The organism is Yersinia vastinensis, from assembly GCF_902726565.1.
GTDB classification, from domain to species: domain Bacteria; phylum Pseudomonadota; class Gammaproteobacteria; order Enterobacterales; family Enterobacteriaceae; genus Yersinia; species Yersinia vastinensis.
Genome location: NZ_CACVAF010000005.1, coordinates 180,874 through 202,382 on the forward strand (window position 1 = coordinate 180,874; position 21,509 = coordinate 202,382).

A 21,509-nucleotide genomic window follows, 5' to 3' on the forward strand; every position below is an offset into this window, starting at 1 on the left:
CTAATCCTAAAGTGGAAAAGTGCAGTAGCGGTACAGCGGTTTATTGTGCCGTTGTTGGCGTTGGCGGTACGGCCTCCGTAGCACTAACGGCAGGAGCGGCGTCTTCTGGCACCACGGTGTGTGGTGTCATAATGGCGTTATACGCATCCTGTAGCGCCTTCACATTCACTTCCGGTTCGCCTTTCGGTTGCGTCAGAATCAGCGTGGTATCTTGCGAGAGTTGCTGTTTCAATTCCTGATTCAGTTCGGCTAGCGTCAGGCCAGACAAAAATGCCTGTCGTAGCTTCTGATATTGCTCCGGTGCAATATCCACCACACCACTTTGCTGTGAACGCAGACGTTGGCTCATCAGAATGTCAGTATCAGTGCGGGCATAGGTGGCAAACAACTTACTGAGCTGATCGTTTTTCTGCACCATCAATGCATCAAACTCCGCCTGACTCAGACCATTCTCACGCAAACTCGCCAGTTCACGAGCCACAAAATTCATGCCTGGAGTCAGGTTTTCCGTCGGAGTATTCAAGTGAATAGCACACTGCGCACGCTGATATTGCACTCGGCAGTCAAAGCCCAACTTCAGGTTCTTCTGATCACTCTTATCCAAAACTTGCTGGATATGCCAGAACAGCGCCTCTCGTGCTAAATCACTGCGCCAGTAACGGCTTAACGCCACAGAATCCTGAATAGGGTGCCATGGGGTATCCCACATCAGCGACAACGTATCTTGCGCCGCCTGTTCGCTCATCAAGCTCACGGGTTCAGGTGGTAATGGCGCCAACATGGCCATAGGGGCTGGTGTAGTGCGTTTCCCTTTCAACTCAGAGAAGGTTTTGCTGATTTGTGCCGCAATGCTACGGCTATCCACATTACCAACCACATACAATGTCATCGCATCCGGGGTATACCACTGCTCATAGAACTGTTTCAGCTTCTCGACATCAACAGGCCTTGCCACGGATTGGCCGGGATCATGCCCGATTAAAGAAGAGCCTTTAAGCCGATAGCGCCACCAAGGTTCCTGAATATTCTGCGGGAAAGTGGCGATAGGATCGGTCGCACTGTTCAGCGCGACATTGATAGTTTGTTCGCTGATGGCCAGCTTGCCACTGGTATCAGATAACCATGCCAAGGCTTCTTTCAGCAAATCAGGGCGGTTATTGGGCAAACTCAGGCTATATAAGGTGAAATCATAAGATGTAATCGCTGGTGGCAATGGGCGTTCGTTATCGACCCCTTGCTGCCACAGTGACTGAAGTTGGGCAGGAGTAAAACTCGCGCTGCTTATTAAGGCCAAGCGTGGCAATAGATGGGCAAAACCCACTTGCTGTGTGCTTTCTGATAATGAGCCAGCATTAACCACCAGACGTAGTTCAATCCGATCGCTAGGGCGCTGCGGCGTCGCCAGCAACTGCCATGAAAACCCGTTTTCTAACTTCCCCTGCTGCCAGGCAGGATCGGGTTGTAGTGCTTCAGCCTGCACATTACTGCTGGCAGCCGCCAACAATAATCCACCAACTATAAGACGAATTCTGGTGCCCTGCATGTGAACCCCTACTTAATAAACTATCCAATCTTAACCCTGCTTACTTCGGGTATAAACGATACAATTTTGCATAAGTCACTCGTGAGGTGGGAGTGTACCATTCTGTTAGACCGCATGCTTTTGCCGATGTCACTCATCGGAGTAAAAAATAGTATCTAAATGGTAATTTATACAAGAAATCGGGATGTGGGGCTGGCTAACGAGGAACTGCTGGAGACAAAAACACCACCAGCAGTTATTTGAGAACTAAACATTATTTGAGAACCAAGGGGAATTCAACAGGACAAACCCCTTAATTCTTTGTTACGGTTTTATCAAGAAGAGACGCCAGGTTTTATCTCAGCATCTGGCACAGTTTTGTTCGATAACGCGGCTTGTAACTGATCGTTATCCAGTTGCTTACACCATTTGGCAACCACAACAGTGGCTACGCCATTACCGACCAGATTGGTCAGAGCACGGGCTTCAGACATAAAGCGGTCGATACCCAGAATCAGTGCTAAACCTGCCAAAGGTAAATGCCCTACCGCAGAAATGGTTGCGGCCAGTACGATAAAGCCACTGCCCGTGACCCCTGCCGCGCCTTTTGAGGAAAGCAACAACACCACCAGTAAGGTTACCTGATGAATAACATCCATATGGGTATTGGTTGCCTGTGCGATAAATACTGCGGCCATGGTCAGATAAATCGAGGTTCCGTCGAGGTTAAATGAGTAACCCGTCGGGATAACCAGACCTACCACTGACTTCTTACACCCTGCTTTCTCCATCTTATCCAGCATGCGCGGTAACACAGACTCTGAAGATGATGTCCCTAATACGATAAGCAACTCTTCTTTGATATAGCGGATAAATTTGAAGATGTTGAAACCATTGAATTTCGCGATAGAACCAAGCACCACGATAACAAATAGAAGACAAGTTATGTAGAAACAGATAATTAACTGACCCAGTTGTACCAAGCTGCCCACACCGTACTTACCAATGGTAAAGGCCATTGCACCAAAGGCACCAATCGGGGCCAAGCGCATAATCATATTGATGATGCCGAAGATGACGCGGGAGAAACTCTCAATAACATTAAAGATAAGCTGGCCTTTTTCACCCAAACGATGCAGGGCAAAACCAAACAGGACAGCAAACAACAGCACTTGCAGAATATTGCCGCTAGCAAAAGCGCCAACGACACTGCCGGGAATGATATCCAGCAGGAATGGCACAATCCCTTGCTGTGAGGCCTGCTCGGCATAAAGTGCAACCGCTTTTGCATCCAGTGTTGCCGGGTCGATATTCATACCAGCACCGGGTTGCACCACGTTCACAATCACTAAACCAATCAGTAGCGCAATGGTACTAACAATTTCAAAATAGAGCAGCGCAATGGCGCCTGTGCGGCCCACGGCTTTCATACTTTCCATGCCCGCGATACCGGTAACGACGGTACAGAAAATGACAGGAGCGATAATCATTTTAATTAGTTTAACAAATCCATCACCCAAAGGTTTCATTTGAGCACCGAGATCCGGGTAAAAATGCCCTAGCAACACCCCCAGCGTAATCGCCGTTAACACCTGAAAATAAAGACTTTTAAATATTGAAGCTTTCATAACTATGTCCTTTTGGAGAAATGCACGGCAGCTTGTCGCGTTGCTCTCTGTGATGATTGAATGACACTTCTTTTTTTATCCGTGCTTGCGCGGAAAATAACACCCTCATAACAATATGGAAATTATTAGTTGCACTGGATTGCACCCTTAACGCGAAATTAAGAACTGAAACGCTTCAAGCGGAAGTAACAGCGTAAATACCGTCGAATCAACCAGACAATTACCCACAAATGATTAGCACTGGAAAAAGAGGGGGGAAAAACAACAAGACAGGTTGAGAAACACGCAGATGAGGGGGATTTTTGAATGAGGTTTTTTATAGGCAGTTGCCCCCTTTTTTAAGCTGAAGCAAGGGGGCGATGACGTAGTATGAGCCGAACTTACTTAATTGCTCGACTAGGGACAGCAGCAGCACTATTGATGACGATTTCGTTAATCGCACTCCACTTATTCACATCCGTGCCAAAGGTCTCCAGTTTGATATATTTGGCGGTAACTGGCGCAAAGGTCAGCTTCTCACCATTTTTGTCTGCCGTGGAGGTTTCCAACCTTTCTGCCAGCGGTTGCCAACTCTTGCCATCACTGGAGTAAGCAATGGAGAACTTCAGCTTACGTTCAGTGGGTTTGAATGGCACGATAAGAATATTGTCAATGGCTTGCTCTTTATCCAATTCCAGTTGAATCCAACTCTCCCCGGATGCCGCCCACCGTGTTTTAATATCACCATCAGCGATATTCGCCGGAACGTGGCCTTTTTCACTGTCATAACCGGATGCCGTGACAGCAACAATCTGTGCTGCATAACTCGAGACGCAGAACAGCGAACCGAGCAAAAAGGTAGCTAAAACCTGCTTTTTCATCAACCTATCCTTTTATCACCTGAATGAAAACCCGTGGGTAAAAGCGCCGGGCATGCAGACCCTGGGAAGCCGCTGCTCGGCACTTTTTACCAACAGCGGCCCCAGCACGGGCCGCTGTCGGGACTATTTACGGCCGTTCGGTTGCAGCTTCTCACCCACATTGAGTAAGAACAGTTCATTATCACGGGTTGAGATCCGGGCTGAACCATCGTCCATTCGGTAAGCACCCTCGGTAAAGCCTGCGCCATTAAGGAAAGGTGCAACTGCCTGTGGTTTATCACGCAGTGAGGCTTCCAGCGCCAACAAAGCGTAAGGCTCTATGGCATCAACATCAGCGTATTGACGGTCTGGCGAAGCCATGAAGAAACCATCGATATAACGTGTTTTGATGATGTTATCGCCGATTTTTTCAGCCAATAGCCGATAATCCGCTATCTGGCTGGCATTGTAGAGATCCAGTAATGCAAACAGAGCATAAGGATCGCTGTTGGTGGTATCTAACTTAACTTTCACATCTTTGCCTGGTGCCGTACCGATATCACCTAGCCCTTGGTCGTTGGCAATACCGCGAGCCACTTTCCACAACAATGGATCGTTATCGATGGCATAGGCACGCGCATAGGAAATCAGGAATTCATTGCCTGCTTTATACGGCTTGAGCACTGCGCCCTTTTTGCCGTAATAGCCATCACGCGGGAGAGTGTAGTGAGATAAATCCTGCCCATCAGCAATCATCGGGCGGAAAGTATTGTCCTGATCGTTATACGCATATTGGGCAAACGCCTTCAGGCCATCCACCGTCCATTTGAGTAAATCTTGTCCCTGAGGGCCTAAATCTTTACCTAACTGCAATTGCATTAAGGCATTTTCTGAATAAAGGGTACTGGTGCGCCCTTTCAGCATCATATTGCCTTCCAATGCAGCTGGACCAAACTCTGGTCCAAACTGACGTTGAGCGCGATCACCAAACTTGGAATGGGTATCCGCATCATCTGTTGGCTCTTCACGTTTTAGCGCTTGGGTAAACTGATAGACACCCAAGCCTGTTTTCGCATCACGTGGCAGCACATACTGGTCAGCCAACCGTTTAGCCCATACCAATGCACCTTGATCTTGCTGGTGTTTGTAGAGCAAAGATGCTGAATAGACCAGGTCATTACCCGCATTAAGGAAGCTCAGGCCCTTGGTGGCAAAGAAAGGCGGTTGCTGCTCAAATTTGCTTTCCCACAGCTCCCCCATCGGCTTGCCATACTCACCGTGGCGGCTGGTCTCAAGGATACGCCAGTCATAAACATGGGCATTCCAAAAACCACGAATAAACCGGGCGGTGGCATCGCTATCAGCCTTGAACATCAGGTCATAGTAGGGATAGGCATTTTTCAGCTCATGCACCATCTCTTTCTCGCTTGGCCCTTCTGGCTGAAGAGTTTTCAGATCAACAAACCGGTGCCCCCCCCAGTACAGTAAACCGCTTGGATCTTGATAGTTCTGGAAGTGGTAGCGAACAATATCCTCCGCACGTTTTTGATAACGATCATCGCCGCTAAGTTGGCTTAAACCGCTCATGACACGCATCAGATTTTGTTGAGCTGAGAAATTTGACAACACAGCCCGACGACCATCGGGGAATATCCATTCCAATTGTTGTCCAGTTCGGGGGTCAACACCATCCGCCAGCAGCGGGCTGGGTTTATCACCGTGGTAGGTATCTGATGCCTTATTCAACACATTATCGACATACTGTTTTACCACAGTGAGACGGTCAGTATCCGCTGCCTGCCCGGCGGGTATGTACAGCGTAGCCAGCACTGCCATACTCAAAAATAACGCTCTTTTTTTCATTACTTCGTTACCTGTCAAAAATCGTTATAGCGAGGTGTGACCCCAGAGGTCAGAATTGTGCTATTTCAAATAAATTTAGAAGCTGTATTTGATCCCTACACGATAACGGGTTTGACGTTCATCAGTATTTTTACTGCCGGAAACGTTGCCGATCGCCATATAAGGAGACCAGTTTTTATCCCACTTATAAGTTAATTTAAAATCATGCGCCCAATCGTAATTTTCGTTATCTGACAGCACAACACCGGCTTTATTGGCTTGTTTGTAATCCAATTCATAGTCTAATTGGAAATCTTTGTTAATTTTATAGCTCAGAACACTTGTCAGATTATAACCATGTTCAGAGGTGTCTTTTTTCGTATTAATATTGGCACTGGTGCGCTTATAATAAGGACGATAACGTAATGAAATAGAGAGATCGTCAGTCATATTTGCCTTGCCGCGCAGATAAGGACGATAGTTGTTAGCAGTGGAACTTGAATCTAATGAGAAACCAGGTTCAATAGAGAATGTTTTGTCAATTTTGTACACGTAGCTAGCAACCACTTCGGTCCCATTACTGACACCTTCGTGGAAAGGCTTGTCTTTGTCACTGGCGCTTTTCCACTTACCTTCAAGAGATAAGCCAAAACCATTAGCAAAGCGATGAGACATTAATAAACGGTCTTTGTGGTTATTGCCACTTTGGTCTTGAGTTTCATGACGATAGTCAATAGTTACAGCCATTGCGCTGGTGCTGATAAGTGATGCCACTGCCAGAGATAGTAATTTAAATTTCATTACAGTTACCTTATTTTAATAAAAGATATTAATTATTATGATAAATACCAACCGCACTTATGAAACAGCATTCTATTTATTTTGATATTAAGTTCCGCGATCAATGACTGATAGTTCGAAATTAATAAAACAAATATCCATTTATGTGACACGGTTCAAAGTAAATAGTTTTTATTACTGCCTATTCCTGTAATTTTTATGTTATATCGCAGGTGTAGCAAGGGATTGACGCTATTTTCAGCGAAATGACTTGGGTGATAAATAGTCTTGACGGATTGATAATATTTAGGTAAGAAGAAATAAATTAATAGATGTCAGCCGAATATTTTCTTATCGGTATTATTGTTGGTTTTAATTAATTCTATATAATAGTCATTATTCGCTCTATTTTTGATAGAGAAATATTCGTTAATATAGTGGAAGAGTACGCCAGAGCGGATATTATTGATTTAACGTTTTGGGGATTTAATATAAGAAAGAGTATTATTTTGAATTTTTCTATTTAGCCGAAAGTTCTGACATTCTGCCGAATTACAGTGATTGAACCAAATTAATCGGCCCGTTAATCACTGACGCACTGACTCAGGCCCAGTGATTTGGGTGACAAATCTGCCGGGAGCCAATTTGAAGGCTGCAAGCCGGAGCCTTGAGGAGAGGGGCCGAGCATATGAGTGCCGCTAGCAACGTTGTAGCGTCAAGGATGAAGGGTGTAGCGGGTCTCGAACACCTCTCGTGGTAACGGCTGCGAAAATAGAAACCCCTGCCCACAATGAATACCATTCTGCAGCAACCATTGCCGTTGTTCTTCGGTCTCGACCCCTTCAGCCATTACTCGAAGATTCAACACCCCGGAGATAGTGTTAATGATGCGCGCCATCGCATCATCTTCTGGCAGGTGCTTCACAAAGCTTTTATCCAGTTTGATAATGTTGATCGGCAAACTTTTCAGGTGGTTAAGATATTGCAGGCTTGAATGCCCAGTACCAAAGTCATCCAGCGCGATAGATAAACCTAGCCCACGTAGCTCATGCAGTAACGCCAGCGCCTTATCGAGGTTACGGATACGGGCGGTCTCGGTAATCTCTAGCACCAATTGGCGCGGATCAATGTCATAGTGGTTAATGACAGTGCGTAGATGCGTAAGGATATGATCACATTGTACCTGCAAGCCGGAGATATTGACCGCCAACGATAAGGTAATACCTCGTGCTTTCCAATCGGCGAGAATACGGCAAGCTTCTTCCAGTACCCAACTGCCCAGCGGGGTCATTGCACCACTTTCTTCTGCATCAGGAACAAATTCGGAAGGTAAACGATAACGACCATCTGCCTGACGCCAGCGTAATAATGCTTCTGCACCAATGACCCGTGGTTCACTCATATCCCATTGGGGTTGTAAAAACAGGACAAAATCATTTTTTTCAATGGCTTGCAAAATATCATGTGTCTGCGTGAGCTGTTTTTGTGTTTTGTCTAACGCGGACAACTCGTTGCCATGAATACGGTTCATGTCCGTATACGCCTCAGCAAGCAGTTGCTGATTACGATTATAATTATGCACCAACACCCCCAGTTCATCGTCCTGATGATGGGCGGGTAAGGTGAGTTGGTGATTCAGTACGCCTTGTTGACCAATCTTTTCCAGCTCTTTCGCCATCGCCCGCAAAGGGTGAATAATCAGACGGTTAATGCACCAAGCGATAGAAACCGACAATACCAATGCCAGCAGTAAATAGGTGGAAAGCATTGCTGACAACGCACTGAGAATGAACTGATACATGCGGAATGAATCCACCCGCAACACGAGATGTGCCAGTGGCTGCGGGTTGGCCGATACCCGCTCTAGCGCATATAGCGGCACAGTTATCTCTACCGGCAGAGAAAAAATACGTTTCGCCCAATGAGGAACCGGCCTTTCAGTGGGGAAATTGGCATGCAATACCTGAATTTGGTTCGGCAATATCACTTCTGCGCGACTGAGGATGCCAATCGGCAATAAGTTATTGAGGATTTTTTTGGCTTGCGGAATATCAACGCTCAAGATAGCTTCTGAGAGCGGTTGGCGGACAGAATAAGCGATACTCTCCAACTGTTTGGCGTAGTCATCTTTGCGCTGCTGCACAAAGTGGAACAACTGAAGGACGATAAAAATACAGATAGTCACCAGTGCAACACCCGCCACTGCCGCCATTTGTTTAATCGTTAATGAACGCCTTACCCGCAAACTCGTTCTCCGCCAATGTCGACTGAATAAAGTAAAATGGTTGCCACAGATAGATGGCTACTCGTCGATTCTGTCTGAGTATACTCGATCGCTTTCAGATTTTATCCGTGATAACAAACCGGAGGGGAAGAATACCGTGGGTTTCGGTCTTTTCCTACCGAGAAAGCAACGTCAGAGCGTTATTTCTCCCTCTGACGTTGCTTTTTCAGGCAAATCGGCACTTATGACTGATTATTTGAAGTCTGCGTAGGGCACTAATGGCTGTGGCGGCATATCCAAATCACCCTGCCACCCTGCCATTGAGTAGCGCAGGTAGATCAGTGCATGGCTTGGGGTATAATCTTTTGCTTGTTGAATATCTACCCCAGCCCCTAACGTCCAGTGTGAACTCAAACGCCGCTCAATCAACGCCCGCAAAGTGTAACCCACACCATTGCTGCTTTCACCGCCATCCGGCGCATAACGATCTGGGATAGGCTGGAGGCTGTTTACCAGCAGATTTTGCAGTGGATAACGCGCGCGATCATTAGTGGCGGAATGTGATACAGATACAGACCCACCAAGCTCCCATGACCAGTTATCCGTCCGTTGCCGATAGTTTACCGGAATAGCCAGTGACAGATATTTCTGTGGGCTGTAATACCCCCCTTGGCCGAGGGTGTAGCCGCTGAGATCTTTTTGATAATGCCACCACATGCCATTCAGGCCGACAGTGAAACGGCGATTATCCTCATTGATCAGTTTGTAGTAATAGCCGGTCATAAAGCGCAACCGCTGGTTGTCTGCCACATTTTGGCCAGTTAGATAATGATAACTTAAATCACTCCAGACTCCGTTGGCTTCACCCCGGTCATAACTGGTGCCTAAGCTAACGCCAGTGGCTCGCACGCCCCCCCAAGTCACATTAGTATTCGGGTCGACTGTACCGGCAAAAGCCAGTAACGAACTGGAGATGGGTCGCCGCGATGCGGTTGCCGTCCAACCGATATGGTTCCAGCTATTGCTGTACGCCAGTCCTCCGACTACATCAACGACCTCAAACCCCATAGGCGTGGTGCCGATATCTGTAGCCCAGTAGTCATTCTGCCATCCCACCGCAACACTGGTACCCGTCGCGCGTTGATGCATGGTTGCCTGACAAGGGATCAATGTTTGGTAGCATGTACCGGCTTTATATCGGGTATTCTTATCAAATGTGCCAGCATCCATCTGTATGGTATCGGTTCGGAAGAAAGCCCGACCATCCCCTAGAGAAGTATCCACTTGCAGCATCGTGTTATGCGCGCTGAGATCAGAAATCCCCTCGGTGCCACTGGAATGCAGATAATCATGGTCGAGTGTGACGCGGGTATCCTGCTGGCGATACAGGTCGGCTGCATCCGCGCGAATGCCTCGCTTGAGCCAATCATCAGTGGCCTGATTACGTGTCAGTAAGGTATAGCTGTCATTATCTGCGGGAAGAGTCGGCGCGATACCACTGGCCACCATGGCATGCTTGAAGTCATCTTGTGCATTCGCAGGTTGCCCTTGCAATTGTGCTACGCGGGCTGAGTCACGGAAGACCAGCGCATTATCCTGTGACGGCGCTTTAGCCGCGGCCGGCTTCAATCGCTGGAAGATATCCGTCGCTTTTTGTGGCTCCCCGACACCGCTCCAGGCATTAGCTAATCGGCGTTGGGTATTTATTGTCGCCTCTTCCACCGTTAAGGATTCACGCTGCAAACGCTGGCGTGCATCACTGAGACGACCTTCAGCAATATAGGCTTCTATTTCACCTAAACGAGCATCGGGGTTTTGTGGTTCACGGGTACGAATACGCTGATAGCCCGCCAGCGCCTCACTGTAGTCGCCACGTTCCAGCGCCCAATCTGCCAGTGTAAGGTCAATTTGGGTATTTGCCGGTTGCTGGTGTAACGCCGTTATTGCGCCAGCCTCATCGCCATTAGCTCGCAACTGACGAGCTAATGTCAGCACCTGATCTAATTTCAAGCGTTGGTCTAATTCACGGATATTATCATTCCATTGTGCCATTGGCAGAGTATCTAAATGCCCCAAGGCCTGACTATCACGCCCCGTGCTCGAAAGATAAAGTGCATAGGCATAAACCTGCTCCGGATCCCCCGGCTTACGACTTGCCAGTTGGTGGAACTGCGCATCGGCTTGGGTTACGTGGCCATCTTGTGCCAGTGCTTGCGCCAACCGGTAAGTTATCCAGACATCATCCGGCGCTCGCTTTTGCGCCTCGCGATATTTTTCTGCCGCCTGATGCCACTGTTGCTGCGCTGCCAAGGCTTCAGCCTGCTGTTTCAGACTATCCAATTGCAGGCTATCTAATGTGTCACGCATTTTGGCCTGCTGGTTGCGCGGCAAATTATTCAGATAATCCAGTGCTTTTTGGGGGGACTCACGTTGATAGATATTGGCTAGCCCACGGACAGCACTGCTGTTCGTCGAGTCCAGTCGCAGTGCTTGCTGATAGTGCTGCTCGGCACTTTTATCATCATGACGAGCGACAGCGACATCCCCCAAACCGACTAACGCATAGCTGTCACTGCCATCAATTTGCCTCGCCTGCTGGTATTTCTGTTGAGCTAATGTGATATCACCGGCTTTCAGCGCTTTATCACCCTGATCATTGAGCAACCAGTAGCGGTTGGTTTTAATCAAGCTGGCCCACTTATCACTTTTCAGGCCATTTGTGTCGACTTTCTGTGCCTGTTCAAACAAACGCAGTGCTTGCGCCCGATCACCACCACGGGCGTAAGCCAAACCTAGTGCTCCCAACAATTCCGGGTCATTAGGTGACGCAGCCAGTGCTTGTTTCAGTGCTGGGACAGCGGCGATTCCCGCACCACTGTCCACTTTTGACAGCCCACTTAACCGAGCCTGATAAGCGGGATCCACCAACATAGCCTGCTGATTAGCCAGCTCTTTACGCGCAATATCGGCCTGAGGGCCTGTTGAGAATACATCAAGGAAGTGGGTCAATGCGGCAACACTGCTTGGGCTGACCGTCATCGTTTTAATAGTGTCCATCCACACATCAGCGGCATCTGACGTTCCCACGGGGTCTGCGGCAACTTTGGTCAACATCGCATACCCTAGATCAGGCTTTTGCTGGCTAAAATACATCCGCGCCAGTGCCATCCGCAAAGCGACATTGCCGGGATATTGCTGGTCAAGAGAAGCCAGCTTCTGCGTAGCCAGTGCTTCCTGACCCGGTAACCGCGCCACCAGCCGCCAATACTCTACCGCAAGATCTAATGTGGGTGGATTGCCTTGCAGCAGTTGGTCATATTTCCCTTTGGCTTCGGCAACCCTTCCTGCCGTGGCCAGCAGACGCGCTTCTTGTAGCTGCTGGCGCACTTCCGGTTTAGTCAGGGCCAACATCAGTTTCGCCCGCCGATAGACGTCAGTGTCGGGTGCCAATTGTTGCAGTTTATCAAGCTGTTTTTGTGCTTCGGCCAGATTCCCTTGCCGCAAGGCCTGACGCATTCCCGCCGCGATAACATCAGGATTATTCGGATCCATCATGTTCAAGCGATACAGGGACTGCTTGACCAACTCATCTTTATTGGTCGCCTCGCCCAGCCGTACCTGTTCCAACAGGAACTGGGTCGGCGAAACAGATTCGGCGGCAAGGGCAACACCGGTAAAAGTTTGAGGCAACAGCGCCAAACTTAGCAGCCAGTTTATTTTAATGTTGCGCATTGACTGTTCCATGAGGGCTGAAGCTCGCCCTGCCGATTAAAACGATAACGCTGCTGCGCCCATCCCTGACCAAACAGGGTCAGCACTGCACTGTAGTAAGCATCTGCGCCCGGAGGCGAGTCTTGTACTCGTTTTTGTTGCTGACTCAATGTTTGTTTATTAAACGGTGCCGGGCTACTCGCTAAAAATGGCAGTAATGCCGCTGAAAACCCTACCGGCCCGTCGCCATTGGCTTTGCCAGTACTGGTATCCATTTTTTCTGGCGGTAAGCCTCGCTGCTCGGTAATCTCTGCCATCGGCTGAAAGCGCTGGATGAGCGCGGCTTTTTGCGGGCTGTTATTAGACAATAAACCCGCCCATAAATAGGTTCGAATAGCATCGTAACTCCCGACGTTCGGGTGCACATCATCCGGTTGCCAACCCTTGCCCTCTTGCCAGACAACCCAATCAGCGGTGAAACCATGAGGAGCACTTTCCAGCCATAACCGCTGATTGGCTTTCACCATCGCTTTCCATGGCCCCGATAAAGAAGCAAAACGTGCCAGCAATTGTGGGGGTAAATAGCTTGGATTGAGCCGCCAGCGGCCTTCATCGCTAAAACCAATTTTGCCCGGCATTAGCATCTCACCAAGACCTGGGATCTTGACCACTTCTTCTTTGGCGATACGTTGCAGCAGCAAAGTCCCCATCGTCTGGTAGTGGCGAACATCCCATAGCCGCCCCGCTTCTAACAAACTGTATGCAATCCATAAATCGGCATCAGAAGCCGAATTGGGATCCAGAACCCCCCAATGACGTTGTGGATGTTGCCCCCACAACCATGCGGGCAGGCGAGCCGTTAAATCACCCGCCGCCAGATTGTTCTCGGTCCAGGTTAATAAGCGGTCGAATGTCTCCCGGTCATTAGCAACAAGTGCAAAAAACAGCCCGTAGCTTTGCCCCTCGGAGGTAGTAATTTGCCTTGGACTACTAGGGTCAATAACTCGCCCACCATCACTGATATAGTGCTGTTTGAATTGCTGCCATTGCGGCCAATCACACGCCGCCGCTGCGCCAAAACTGGCAAGCAGCAGCAGAGTGCATATCAGTCGTTTAACCATCACGACCATCCGAATTAGTCTCTCTCATCAGGCGATAAACGCCGACGGCTTATCAGGCGTAATAAGCGCCAAGCCATCATGGCTGCCACCACCACAACCAACACCGCCACACCGGCCAGCAGTACCGGATGGGTCGACAAGGTGTGCCAAATGCGCTCCCACCACGGCAAATGACCGACATCATAGGTATCCCCGACACGCAAGCTATTGACGCCAGACTCACGGATCACCGCGACTGAGCCAAAAACCGCCTCACGTTTACCGGTATCAAGCAGGGCATTATTCAGCAAGTTATAGCCACGTGGGCTATCAGCCAATAGCGCCACAATACTGCGTTGCGGGAAGTTAGGTGACTGCACGCCGATAATCGCCGACATCGCCCCTTCAGAACTGACGGTTGCCTTGCTGTCTGCTACCCAATCTGACGCGGGTGCCATCATGCCTGACAAACTCGTTTGCCGATTGGGCATTTTGACCCAGCTCTGCGTTTGATCCACCAGCAAGCTAATCTTCTGGTCATCGCGTAACTCTGGCGGGATCGTGCCGATAATCAGCACATCAACATCTTTGTCTTTCGCCTGTGACCAATCGTCGGTGATATTTATTCCCACCGCGGGATAACCGACCTGTGCCCCAATATTCCCCACCGCGTTGAGAAGTGTGGTCAGTTGTGACGCTGCCGGTTTTGGTGGCACCAATACCAATGTCTCAGAGAGGTCAGCCATGCGACTGAACGGGAAGCCCGCATTAGCGAACGCCCGCAGATCAGGCATTTCCATAAAGTGGCGGTAACCGGAGAAATCAATAGTGGAGTTACCATCAATCACCGCGTGGTTTGCCGCTGTAGAATACGTCTCACACCGCCCCTCGGCCCCGCTTGCCAGTAAAGTGCTGTAATCAAAATCAAAACGAAGTTGGTTAGTGGCCCCCAGTTTCAATGCCGGAATGGTCAGCCGCTTCGCTGCATCTTGTAAACCTTGCAGTAGGGGTAGACGCAGAATTTTACTGTCTTCCGGCATATTTGGTGACAGTGGGTAGTCCTGCACAAACTGATTATTCAGACTGATGCTTAAGCGGGAACCATCCATCAGGCGTGTTGAGGTATAGCGGTATTTCAAGCGCATATCGATACCGGCGCTGCGAATTAGGAACAGATCCGGCGGTAGGTTCATCGATAATGAAATGGGTGGCGGTAACAAGCCGGTTGTTTGTAGTTGGTCTGGATATTGCTGCAGCTCCGCAAAGGTCATTGGACGATCAGTTCGTACCCAGTTAGGTGCGTCATAGGGCACACGAGGTGCCAGTTGTTCAACGTTATCCACCGTTACATTCTGACCACGGAACAGAATGTTGCCTTGTGCAATCCCCTGCGCTGCCGTGATCAGGTCGTTATCATCACGCCCCAAGACCAGCAGTAGTTTTACATAGGGGTTATCAGGATGGCTGATGATCTCCACGGTTGGCGCTTTGACCGGTGGATAATCTTGCAGGAAGTCAGGCCGCTGTGCGTTGGTCGCGAAGATCACAGCATGTTGGGTGGGGAGCTGGTTATACAGCACCGGGAAATTCTGTCCACGCCATTGTGCTTTGTCACCAAACCACGATGCCAAAATGGACGCGGCTCGCTGTTGCGCCACATCCGGTACAGCAGCAAACACCACTGGCAATGTCAGTGGGCGGTTATCTCTGGCATCAAAGAACGGCTCAGGGAAATGGGATAAATCATTTTTAACCGCCAGTGATTGATAGCGTAAATCCAGCGAGCTGGATTTGCTGATATCCAGCCATAACGTACTACTGGCCGGGTTTTCACAAATATTCTGGTAATGACCAACAAACACCAGCCGCAAGCGGTTGAAATCGGTGATATAGCGCGAGTCAATGGGCAACTGAATGCGAGTCGGCTTACCCAGTTGCTCTTTGGTGACTGCCGTAACACCCATCAGTTCGTCATTGAGGAAAATTTTTAGCTGCGACTCCACCGGGATCAACGATGGCGATGGCGTAAACTCCAGATTCAATGTCGCGTTAGTGACCACTTCATCACTGCGCACACCGAATTCAATCACCCCCTCCGGGTTGGTGCCACGCAGTGAGAATGTACCCGGTGGAGGAGCTATTTTGGCGAAAGTGTACGCCACATCCCGTACCGGTACATTGGCATCAATGGTTGGCACAGCAGGTGTTAGCTCCGCTGTCGATTCTACGGCAAGCGAAGACGCCGCCGATTGAGGTGACGGCGTTGCCGGTGTTTCGGCATGGGTGAATGGCGTCAATCCCAAAGCCAGTGCGGTAAACCAGGTTATTTTTCTCGTCATCATATCATCATCAATGTTGAGCCACTGTCTGGCCCTGGCTACTCGGAGCCTGATTTTTATCCACGCCATGGGGTACAAATGATGCAATCCAGGCAATCAGGGAGGTCAATCCTACCAGTACATTTCGAATCACCGGCGGCGCATAGCTGGCCATACGGACATAGCCTCTAAAGCCCAGCGCCAAAACATCGCGCAAGCTCTCAATCGGTTTGTCTTCTGGGAAGCCGTCCTGCCACAACGCCCACGTATCAGCACGAGCGAAGGTACACTGTATAAAATCAATATGTTGTGCCACAGTCAGCTTATGCATCCGCATCCCGACTTTGGTTCCGAAAGCGCGGGTGACTTCACATGGGAAGGTATATTCTTGCGCGCCCCGCTTCAGCAGCAAATGCACAGCCTCGCCATCTTTCAGCAACCCGGCTTCGCGCATTTCAATCCCTACCCCACCATCAGAGTAATCGCGCAGGGTACAAGCAAATAAGTGCCCATCAGCACGAGCGACAGCCGCGGGCATCGCAATTTCTACCCGATGAGACTGGCGCACTTGTTTGGCCTCGACCGCCACAGCCACTGCACCACCGAGAATGGTCATATTGTAAATAACCCATACAAGACTAATGACTACCGTCATGATCTCAGTGGAAGGGCCATGCCCTAAGCGCCATAAGCCTGCAATCAAACCGGCCAGATTCAGCAGCACTAACGCCATGTACGGACGAGTAATAACCCAGTCCACATGCTGCTCTTCAACCAGACCACCTTTTGCCGTGACGTTAAATTTCCCTTTATGTGGGTTAAGTAATGCCACCGTGGTTGGGCGGGCGATATACCAAGCCAGCACTGTTTCGTAGATTTCACTCCAGAACGAGTGGCGGTATTTCCCCTGAAGGCGGGAGTTGGTCAAGCTGGCATGAATCATATGTGGCAAGACATAGAGCGCAATCGCCAGTGCGGGAGCAAAAATGATGTAGGCATGCAGCAGCAGGAAAGCTAAGGGGGCGGTCAGGAAGATCAGCCGCGGAATGCCGGATAAAAAGTGCAACATGGCATTGGCATAACATAAGCGCTGAACGAGTTTTAGCCCTTTGCCAAGCAGTGGGTTATCAAGCCGGAAAATCTGAACCATGCCTCGTGCCCAGCGAATGCGCTGCCCGATATGCGCTGACAAGCTTTCCGTTGCCAACCCTGCGGCCTGTGGTATGCGGATATAAGCCGACGTGTAACCCTTACGGTGCAGACGCAATGAGGTATGGGCATCTTCGGTAACCGTTTCTACCGCAATGCCGCCAACAGCATCTAAAGCGCTGCGACGCAAAACAGCACAAGAACCGCAGAAGAAGGTGGCATCCCACATATCATTCCCATCTTGAACCAAACCATAGAACAGCGTGCCTTCATTGGGAGTTTGCCGAAAACGGCCTAAATTTCGCTCAAAGGGATCAGGGGAGAAAAAGTGATGTGGCGTTTGGATCATGCCCAACTTTTTATCTTTAAAGAACCAGCCAAGCGTTAATTGCAGGAAAGAGCGCGTCGGAACGTGGTCGCAGTCAAAGATGGCAACAAACTCACCAGTAGCCTGTTTCAGGGCGTTATTGATATTCCCCGCTTTGGCATGTTCATGCGTTGGCCGGGCAATATAGTGCACCCCAACTTCAGCGGCGAAGTCTTTAAATGCGGGTCGGTTACCGTCGTCTAAAATATAGATATTGATTTTGTCTTTCGGCCAATCAATACCCAGTGCAGCATAAATGGTCGGTTTCACCACACTGAGATCTTCGTTGTACGTCGGTACCATCAAATCAATGGTAGGCCAGCTATTAATATCGTCTGGCATAGGAACAGGCTGACGGTTTAGCGGCCAGATCGTCTGGAAGTAGCCCAGAACCAGCACTATCCAAGCGTAGGTTTCAGCCAGCAGCAACAATAACCCACATACCAGACTGACCGGGTCATCCCAGTTAAGCGTTTCGGTATAACGCCACCACAAATAGCGGCAGGAAACCGTCAACGACAGCACAATCAACATCAAGGTCGGTAAGCGGCCCGGAACACGCCGCACCACCATAGCAATGGCCCATAGCAGCAGGACAAACACAAACTGTGCCATCATGCCAAACGGCTGCGAAATACACAGTAAGGCCAGAATACCCGTAAAAAGACCTAAAATAATGAACAGGATACGACGAGCTGGCCTTGAGAGCTGGCTGAGTCGTGTCGCCACCGATTGTTCTATCCGCTGAAGTTCAAAGCGCGCAGGTGCACTCCCCAACCAACTGATATAACGCTGTCTTTTGCTTTTCACCCAACCTTTGCCAACCGCTGCGGGCTGACGCTTCTTCTCATGGCGTGATTCTGGATGGATTAAAAGCAGCCAAAGCCCTTGCAGCAGGTAGCGCAGACCATCCCCCAGACGTGGGCGAAGAGGGGAAATTTGTGGGAACCAATAGGTTCGGTTTTGTATCACATATTGCCAACTGGGGGACTCAAGACGCAGGAATACCCAGCACAGTGGCAGCGCCAACGTGGTGAGAAAAGCGGTCAGTACCGTACAGCCTTGCTGCATATAGTGATGATAGCGGCGGCGCATCCCCTGATAAACCGGGGTGAGGAATAACATCCGCATCAAACGGTTCATAGGCCGCGGTCCGCAACATTAATCAGGCACCAATTCGCCAGCGTCATGACCTCTTCTGCCGCCAGACTTTGTGCACTGTATTCGCCCAAGGGCTGTTTGGCCGCCAATGCTTCGGCCATCGCTTCATCGCGATGAATAAATGTCGCCAATAAGTTATTGAGGCTTTGCAACCAAAGCTGGTGCAAATCTTGCTGTAAACGGCTGTTAGCAGAGAATTGGTTAAGCAGGAAGTGGCACCCAGCGGGTAGATTTTGTTGATGTAGACGACAATGACAACTGGCATCGGCATGGATCAGAATGAGCACTTGATCCGCCAGCGCTAAAGCCTGACGAGTGAACACGCTGTCGCTGGCAGCAACATCCAATAAAATCCATCGCGGGTGATCACTAGCTTGCAACGCCGACAGATTCTCGCGCCATTGCCGAGGATTTTGCTGCAATGATGCGCTGAGTTGCTCAATTTCTACGTGAGTTAATTGGCCGAACGGCAAGAAATCCAACGTTTCGGTATAACGCATGGCTCCTGAGCGCCAACCTTCGCCATCAATTTCAGCTCTCGCCCAACCGCGGGGCTGCTCGAAATGCATATTGAAATGCAAGCGCAATAAATTTTCCGGTGAAAAATCGATGACCAACACCGATTCACCCAATTGCTGTAACGCCCAAGCAAGAGCCGCAGTGACCGATGTCGTGCCGATGCCCCCTCTTATTCCTTGTAACGCCAGTACCGGCATAAACTATTTACTCCGTGTAGATTGTGCCAGTTCGGCTAGCAATGGCCAGCGCGCCATCATTTGTGTTAATCGTTCCTGACGGACAATATCGATATAACTTAATGTGGGTAACGAGAAAGCCTGACTTAATGCTAGTAGATCATCCTGAGCTTCAAGTGAAGTTTTCTCATGGAATCGATTTATTATAGTCTGCATTTATCCGCCTTCAGAAAATAGGCTATGGTAATTAAGTATAACAAGGATAGGAGTATACTTTGCCCCAGTAAGATGAGTCTTAGATTAATATCAAGGCAAGGACATTGGTTAATACTTATTGCAATGTTACAATTGTTCTTTGAATTTATCCAGTGATTGGCCCAATAGCACTTTAACGAAAGCAGATAAAGAATCTATGTCACGATCTTTCTCATTAGGTGTTCGAAAAATCTGGGATGAATTAGCCGTAATGCAGGCTCCTGGATTCTATTGGGTCAATATTGAACGTCAAATTGATGCCAATTTATTTTGTCAGCAACTTATTCGCAATCAGCCTGAAAATACCAAGGCGGCATTGATTTGTTCGGGGTTAAAACCTGAAAAACTATTGACCAATATAGACCACTTTGGTCCACAAAAATTACCGCTATTTTCATTGCCCGAACAAAAAAATGCGTCAGTTCAAAAAAACGCCTTACAACATTTGACCCATGATTTAATGCGCTCACTGCGCCCGCAACAACGGCTCTTCATTCTGTTTGCACCCGCCAGTTTATGGCAAATATTTACCAGTGAAGAAATGCAGCAATGGTTGCGGCATATCCAGCAATGGTTGGATGCCCAGAACTGTACCCTGCTGGTGCTGTGTCACAGTACGGGCATTAATAAAATCAAGAATCAATTAGTGAGCCAGCACCGCTATTTACAAGGTCTGGCCAGCCTGCAATGGCAACAGGATAACGCACAGTATGTGGTTTCTTGGTGGAGCACGGCAAAAGGGGTCACTGCCAATCAATTAGTCTTGCTGGAGGCAGATGAACTAGGCTGGAGCATGGCGGATGAAGTCCAGCAAGCACTGCCACCGTCACGCAACGACGAACATCTTTATTTAGCTGAAAACAGCATTCTGGAAGGCGCACCGCCCCTGTCCACCCACTGGCAATTGCTGGAGACCAATGCTGCATTGGCTCAACGGGCGATGAGCGCCCACGCTGCAACAGTGATTTTCGCCCTGAATCAAAGCGAACATATTGACGAAATAGCGCATCAAATCCATAACATACGCCGCCAACGGGGTAATGCCGTAAAAATTGTAGTGCGTGAAATGAATGCCAGTCTGCGTTACAGCGATGAGCGCCTGTTGCTGGCCTGTGGGGCCAATCTGATCGTGCCTCATGTCGCGCCACTATCACGCTTTTTGACGATGTTAGAAGGTATCCAGGGGCTGCGTTTTTCACGCCATGTTCCCGAAGATATCAATGCGTTATTGGAAGCACTACGCCCGCTTCAGCTTAAAGGCTATCTCTCCCCAGAGGAATTCAGCCAATCAGTCTTGCTGCTGATGAACAACACTTTATTACCCGAAAATGGTAAAGGGGTTCTGGTAGCGCTGCGCGCCGTTCCTGGGTTACAGGCTCGTCAGGCATTGACTCTGTGCCATTTGCGTCGCTACGGCGATGTGGTGACCGTGTCTGATAACCGCCTGCTGCTATTTCTCTCCACCTGCCGTATCAATGACTTGGACACGGCATTAGGCCATATTTTCCGTTTGCCGGTGGCCGAAGCGTTCAGTAATCGGCTGGTGTGGTATCAGGATCAGGAAATTATCGCTGAGATGCACCGGATGAATTCCCCCAACGCGTGGCAATCCGTGGGGGAACAAAAAGCCTACACACAGGCAACGAGCCGACCAGAGCAATCTGAAGTTATCCGGCATATTCCTGTACCACTGGTGCTGAATACGGGCCATCATGAGGAGAAAACCCAATGAATCTCAACGATATTTGGCAAATCCTTTTGCTCGGCGCAGTGATTTTTTTCCCGCTAGGTTACATGGCATGCCGCTGGTTCCCACAGTGGTGGGAGAAAAGACAGCATTTATTCTTATCCGCGCGCTATTTAAAATCAGAAGGGATCTGGTTGCGTGATGGCTCCTCTTCACAGACTAAGAAATAAC

14 protein-coding genes are annotated in these 21,509 nt (G+C 49.3%); 2 read left to right on the plus strand and 12 right to left on the minus strand.

Annotated elements, in window-relative coordinates; translation table 11 throughout:
* Positions 1-40: 40 nt before the first annotated feature.
* The 12 genes from HUZ92_RS09510 to bcsR form a co-directional block, all read right to left on the minus strand.
* Positions 41-1,543 (minus strand): M16 family metallopeptidase, encoded by a 1,503-nt coding sequence (locus HUZ92_RS09510; RefSeq protein ID WP_050295691.1) that lies wholly within the window; start codon positions 1,541-1,543, stop codon positions 41-43.
* A gap of 314 nt (positions 1,544-1,857) precedes the next feature.
* Complete coding sequence (locus HUZ92_RS09515) at positions 1,858-3,150, minus strand: dicarboxylate/amino acid:cation symporter (RefSeq protein WP_050099485.1); 1,293 nt, start codon at positions 3,148-3,150, stop codon at positions 1,858-1,860.
* A 380-nt stretch (positions 3,151-3,530) separates the two neighbouring features.
* A complete protein-coding gene (locus tag HUZ92_RS09520; RefSeq protein WP_145579506.1) occupies positions 3,531-4,010 on the minus strand; it encodes a discoidin domain-containing protein in 480 nt (159 codons plus the stop codon).
* A 123-nt stretch (positions 4,011-4,133) separates the two neighbouring features.
* Positions 4,134-5,852 (minus strand): pectate lyase, encoded by a 1,719-nt coding sequence (locus tag HUZ92_RS09525; RefSeq protein WP_145579507.1) that lies wholly within the window; start codon positions 5,850-5,852, stop codon positions 4,134-4,136.
* Positions 5,853-5,927: 75 nt separating this feature from the next.
* Positions 5,928-6,632 (minus strand): oligogalacturonate-specific porin KdgM family protein, encoded by a 705-nt coding sequence (locus HUZ92_RS09530; RefSeq protein ID WP_050099482.1) that lies wholly within the window; start codon positions 6,630-6,632, stop codon positions 5,928-5,930.
* A 694-nt stretch (positions 6,633-7,326) separates the two neighbouring features.
* Entirely contained in the window at positions 7,327-8,856 is a 1,530-nt protein-coding gene (locus HUZ92_RS09535) for an EAL domain-containing protein (RefSeq protein WP_128451435.1), read from the minus strand.
* A gap of 231 nt (positions 8,857-9,087) precedes the next feature.
* Positions 9,088-12,567, minus strand: a complete 3,480-nt coding sequence (gene bcsC, locus HUZ92_RS09540; protein WP_145579508.1) for a cellulose synthase complex outer membrane protein BcsC — start codon at positions 12,565-12,567, stop codon at positions 9,088-9,090.
* Entirely contained in the window at positions 12,549-13,676 is a 1,128-nt protein-coding gene (bcsZ, locus tag HUZ92_RS09545) for a cellulose synthase complex periplasmic endoglucanase BcsZ (protein ID WP_050140041.1), read from the minus strand. Before bcsZ ends, bcsC begins: the two co-directional genes overlap by 19 nt.
* 5 nt (positions 13,677-13,681) lie before the next feature.
* On the minus strand, positions 13,682-15,985 hold the full coding sequence (bcsB, locus tag HUZ92_RS09550) for a cellulose biosynthesis cyclic di-GMP-binding regulatory protein BcsB (RefSeq protein ID WP_050295684.1): 2,304 nt from the start codon (positions 15,983-15,985) through the stop codon (positions 13,682-13,684).
* Between the two features lie 10 nt (positions 15,986-15,995).
* On the minus strand, positions 15,996-18,623 hold the full coding sequence (gene bcsA / locus HUZ92_RS09555) for a UDP-forming cellulose synthase catalytic subunit (RefSeq protein WP_050099479.1): 2,628 nt from the start codon (positions 18,621-18,623) through the stop codon (positions 15,996-15,998).
* Complete coding sequence (gene bcsQ, locus HUZ92_RS09560; RefSeq protein WP_050295680.1) at positions 18,620-19,357, minus strand: cellulose biosynthesis protein BcsQ; 738 nt, start codon at positions 19,355-19,357, stop codon at positions 18,620-18,622. The genes bcsA and bcsQ overlap by 4 nt, the downstream gene beginning before the upstream one ends.
* A 3-nt stretch (positions 19,358-19,360) precedes the next feature.
* Entirely contained in the window at positions 19,361-19,552 is a 192-nt protein-coding gene (gene bcsR, locus HUZ92_RS09565) for a cellulose biosynthesis protein BcsR (RefSeq protein WP_050099477.1), read from the minus strand.
* Between the two features lie 196 nt (positions 19,553-19,748).
* Here bcsR and bcsE point away from each other — a divergent pair, with 196 nt between their 5' ends.
* On the plus strand, positions 19,749-21,323 hold the full coding sequence (gene bcsE, locus HUZ92_RS09570; protein WP_145579509.1) for a cellulose biosynthesis protein BcsE: 1,575 nt from the start codon (positions 19,749-19,751) through the stop codon (positions 21,321-21,323).
* A complete protein-coding gene (bcsF, locus tag HUZ92_RS09575) occupies positions 21,320-21,508 on the plus strand; it encodes a cellulose biosynthesis protein BcsF (protein ID WP_050099475.1) in 189 nt (62 codons plus the stop codon). Before bcsE ends, bcsF begins: the two co-directional genes overlap by 4 nt.
* Position 21,509 lies beyond the last annotated feature (1 nt).

Bases quoted from the DNA above. Each gene is read 5' to 3' on its own strand.
- HUZ92_RS09510 (WP_050295691.1), bottom strand. From the start codon at position 1,543: ATGCAGGGCACCAGAATTCGTCTTATAGTTGGTGGATTATTGTTGGCG.
- HUZ92_RS09515 (WP_050099485.1), bottom strand. From the start codon at position 3,150: ATGAAAGCTTCAATATTTAAAAGTCTTTATTTTCAGGTGTTAACGGCG.
- HUZ92_RS09520 (WP_145579506.1), bottom strand. From the start codon at position 4,010: ATGAAAAAGCAGGTTTTAGCTACCTTTTTGCTCGGTTCGCTGTTCTGC.
- HUZ92_RS09525 (WP_145579507.1), bottom strand. From the start codon at position 5,852: ATGAAAAAAAGAGCGTTATTTTTGAGTATGGCAGTGCTGGCTACGCTG.
- HUZ92_RS09530 (WP_050099482.1), bottom strand. From the start codon at position 6,632: ATGAAATTTAAATTACTATCTCTGGCAGTGGCATCACTTATCAGCACC.
- bcsC (WP_145579508.1), bottom strand. From the start codon at position 12,567: ATGCGCAACATTAAAATAAACTGGCTGCTAAGTTTGGCGCTGTTGCCT.
- bcsZ (WP_050140041.1), bottom strand. From the start codon at position 13,676: ATGGTCGTGATGGTTAAACGACTGATATGCACTCTGCTGCTGCTTGCC.
- bcsB (WP_050295684.1), bottom strand. From the start codon at position 15,985: ATGACGAGAAAAATAACCTGGTTTACCGCACTGGCTTTGGGATTGACG.
- bcsA (WP_050099479.1), bottom strand. From the start codon at position 18,623: ATGAACCGTTTGATGCGGATGTTATTCCTCACCCCGGTTTATCAGGGG.
- bcsQ (WP_050295680.1), bottom strand. From the start codon at position 19,357: ATGCCGGTACTGGCGTTACAAGGAATAAGAGGGGGCATCGGCACGACA.
- bcsR (WP_050099477.1), bottom strand. From the start codon at position 19,552: ATGCAGACTATAATAAATCGATTCCATGAGAAAACTTCACTTGAAGCT.
- bcsE (WP_145579509.1), top strand. From the start codon at position 19,749: ATGTCACGATCTTTCTCATTAGGTGTTCGAAAAATCTGGGATGAATTA.
- bcsF (WP_050099475.1), top strand. From the start codon at position 21,320: ATGAATCTCAACGATATTTGGCAAATCCTTTTGCTCGGCGCAGTGATT.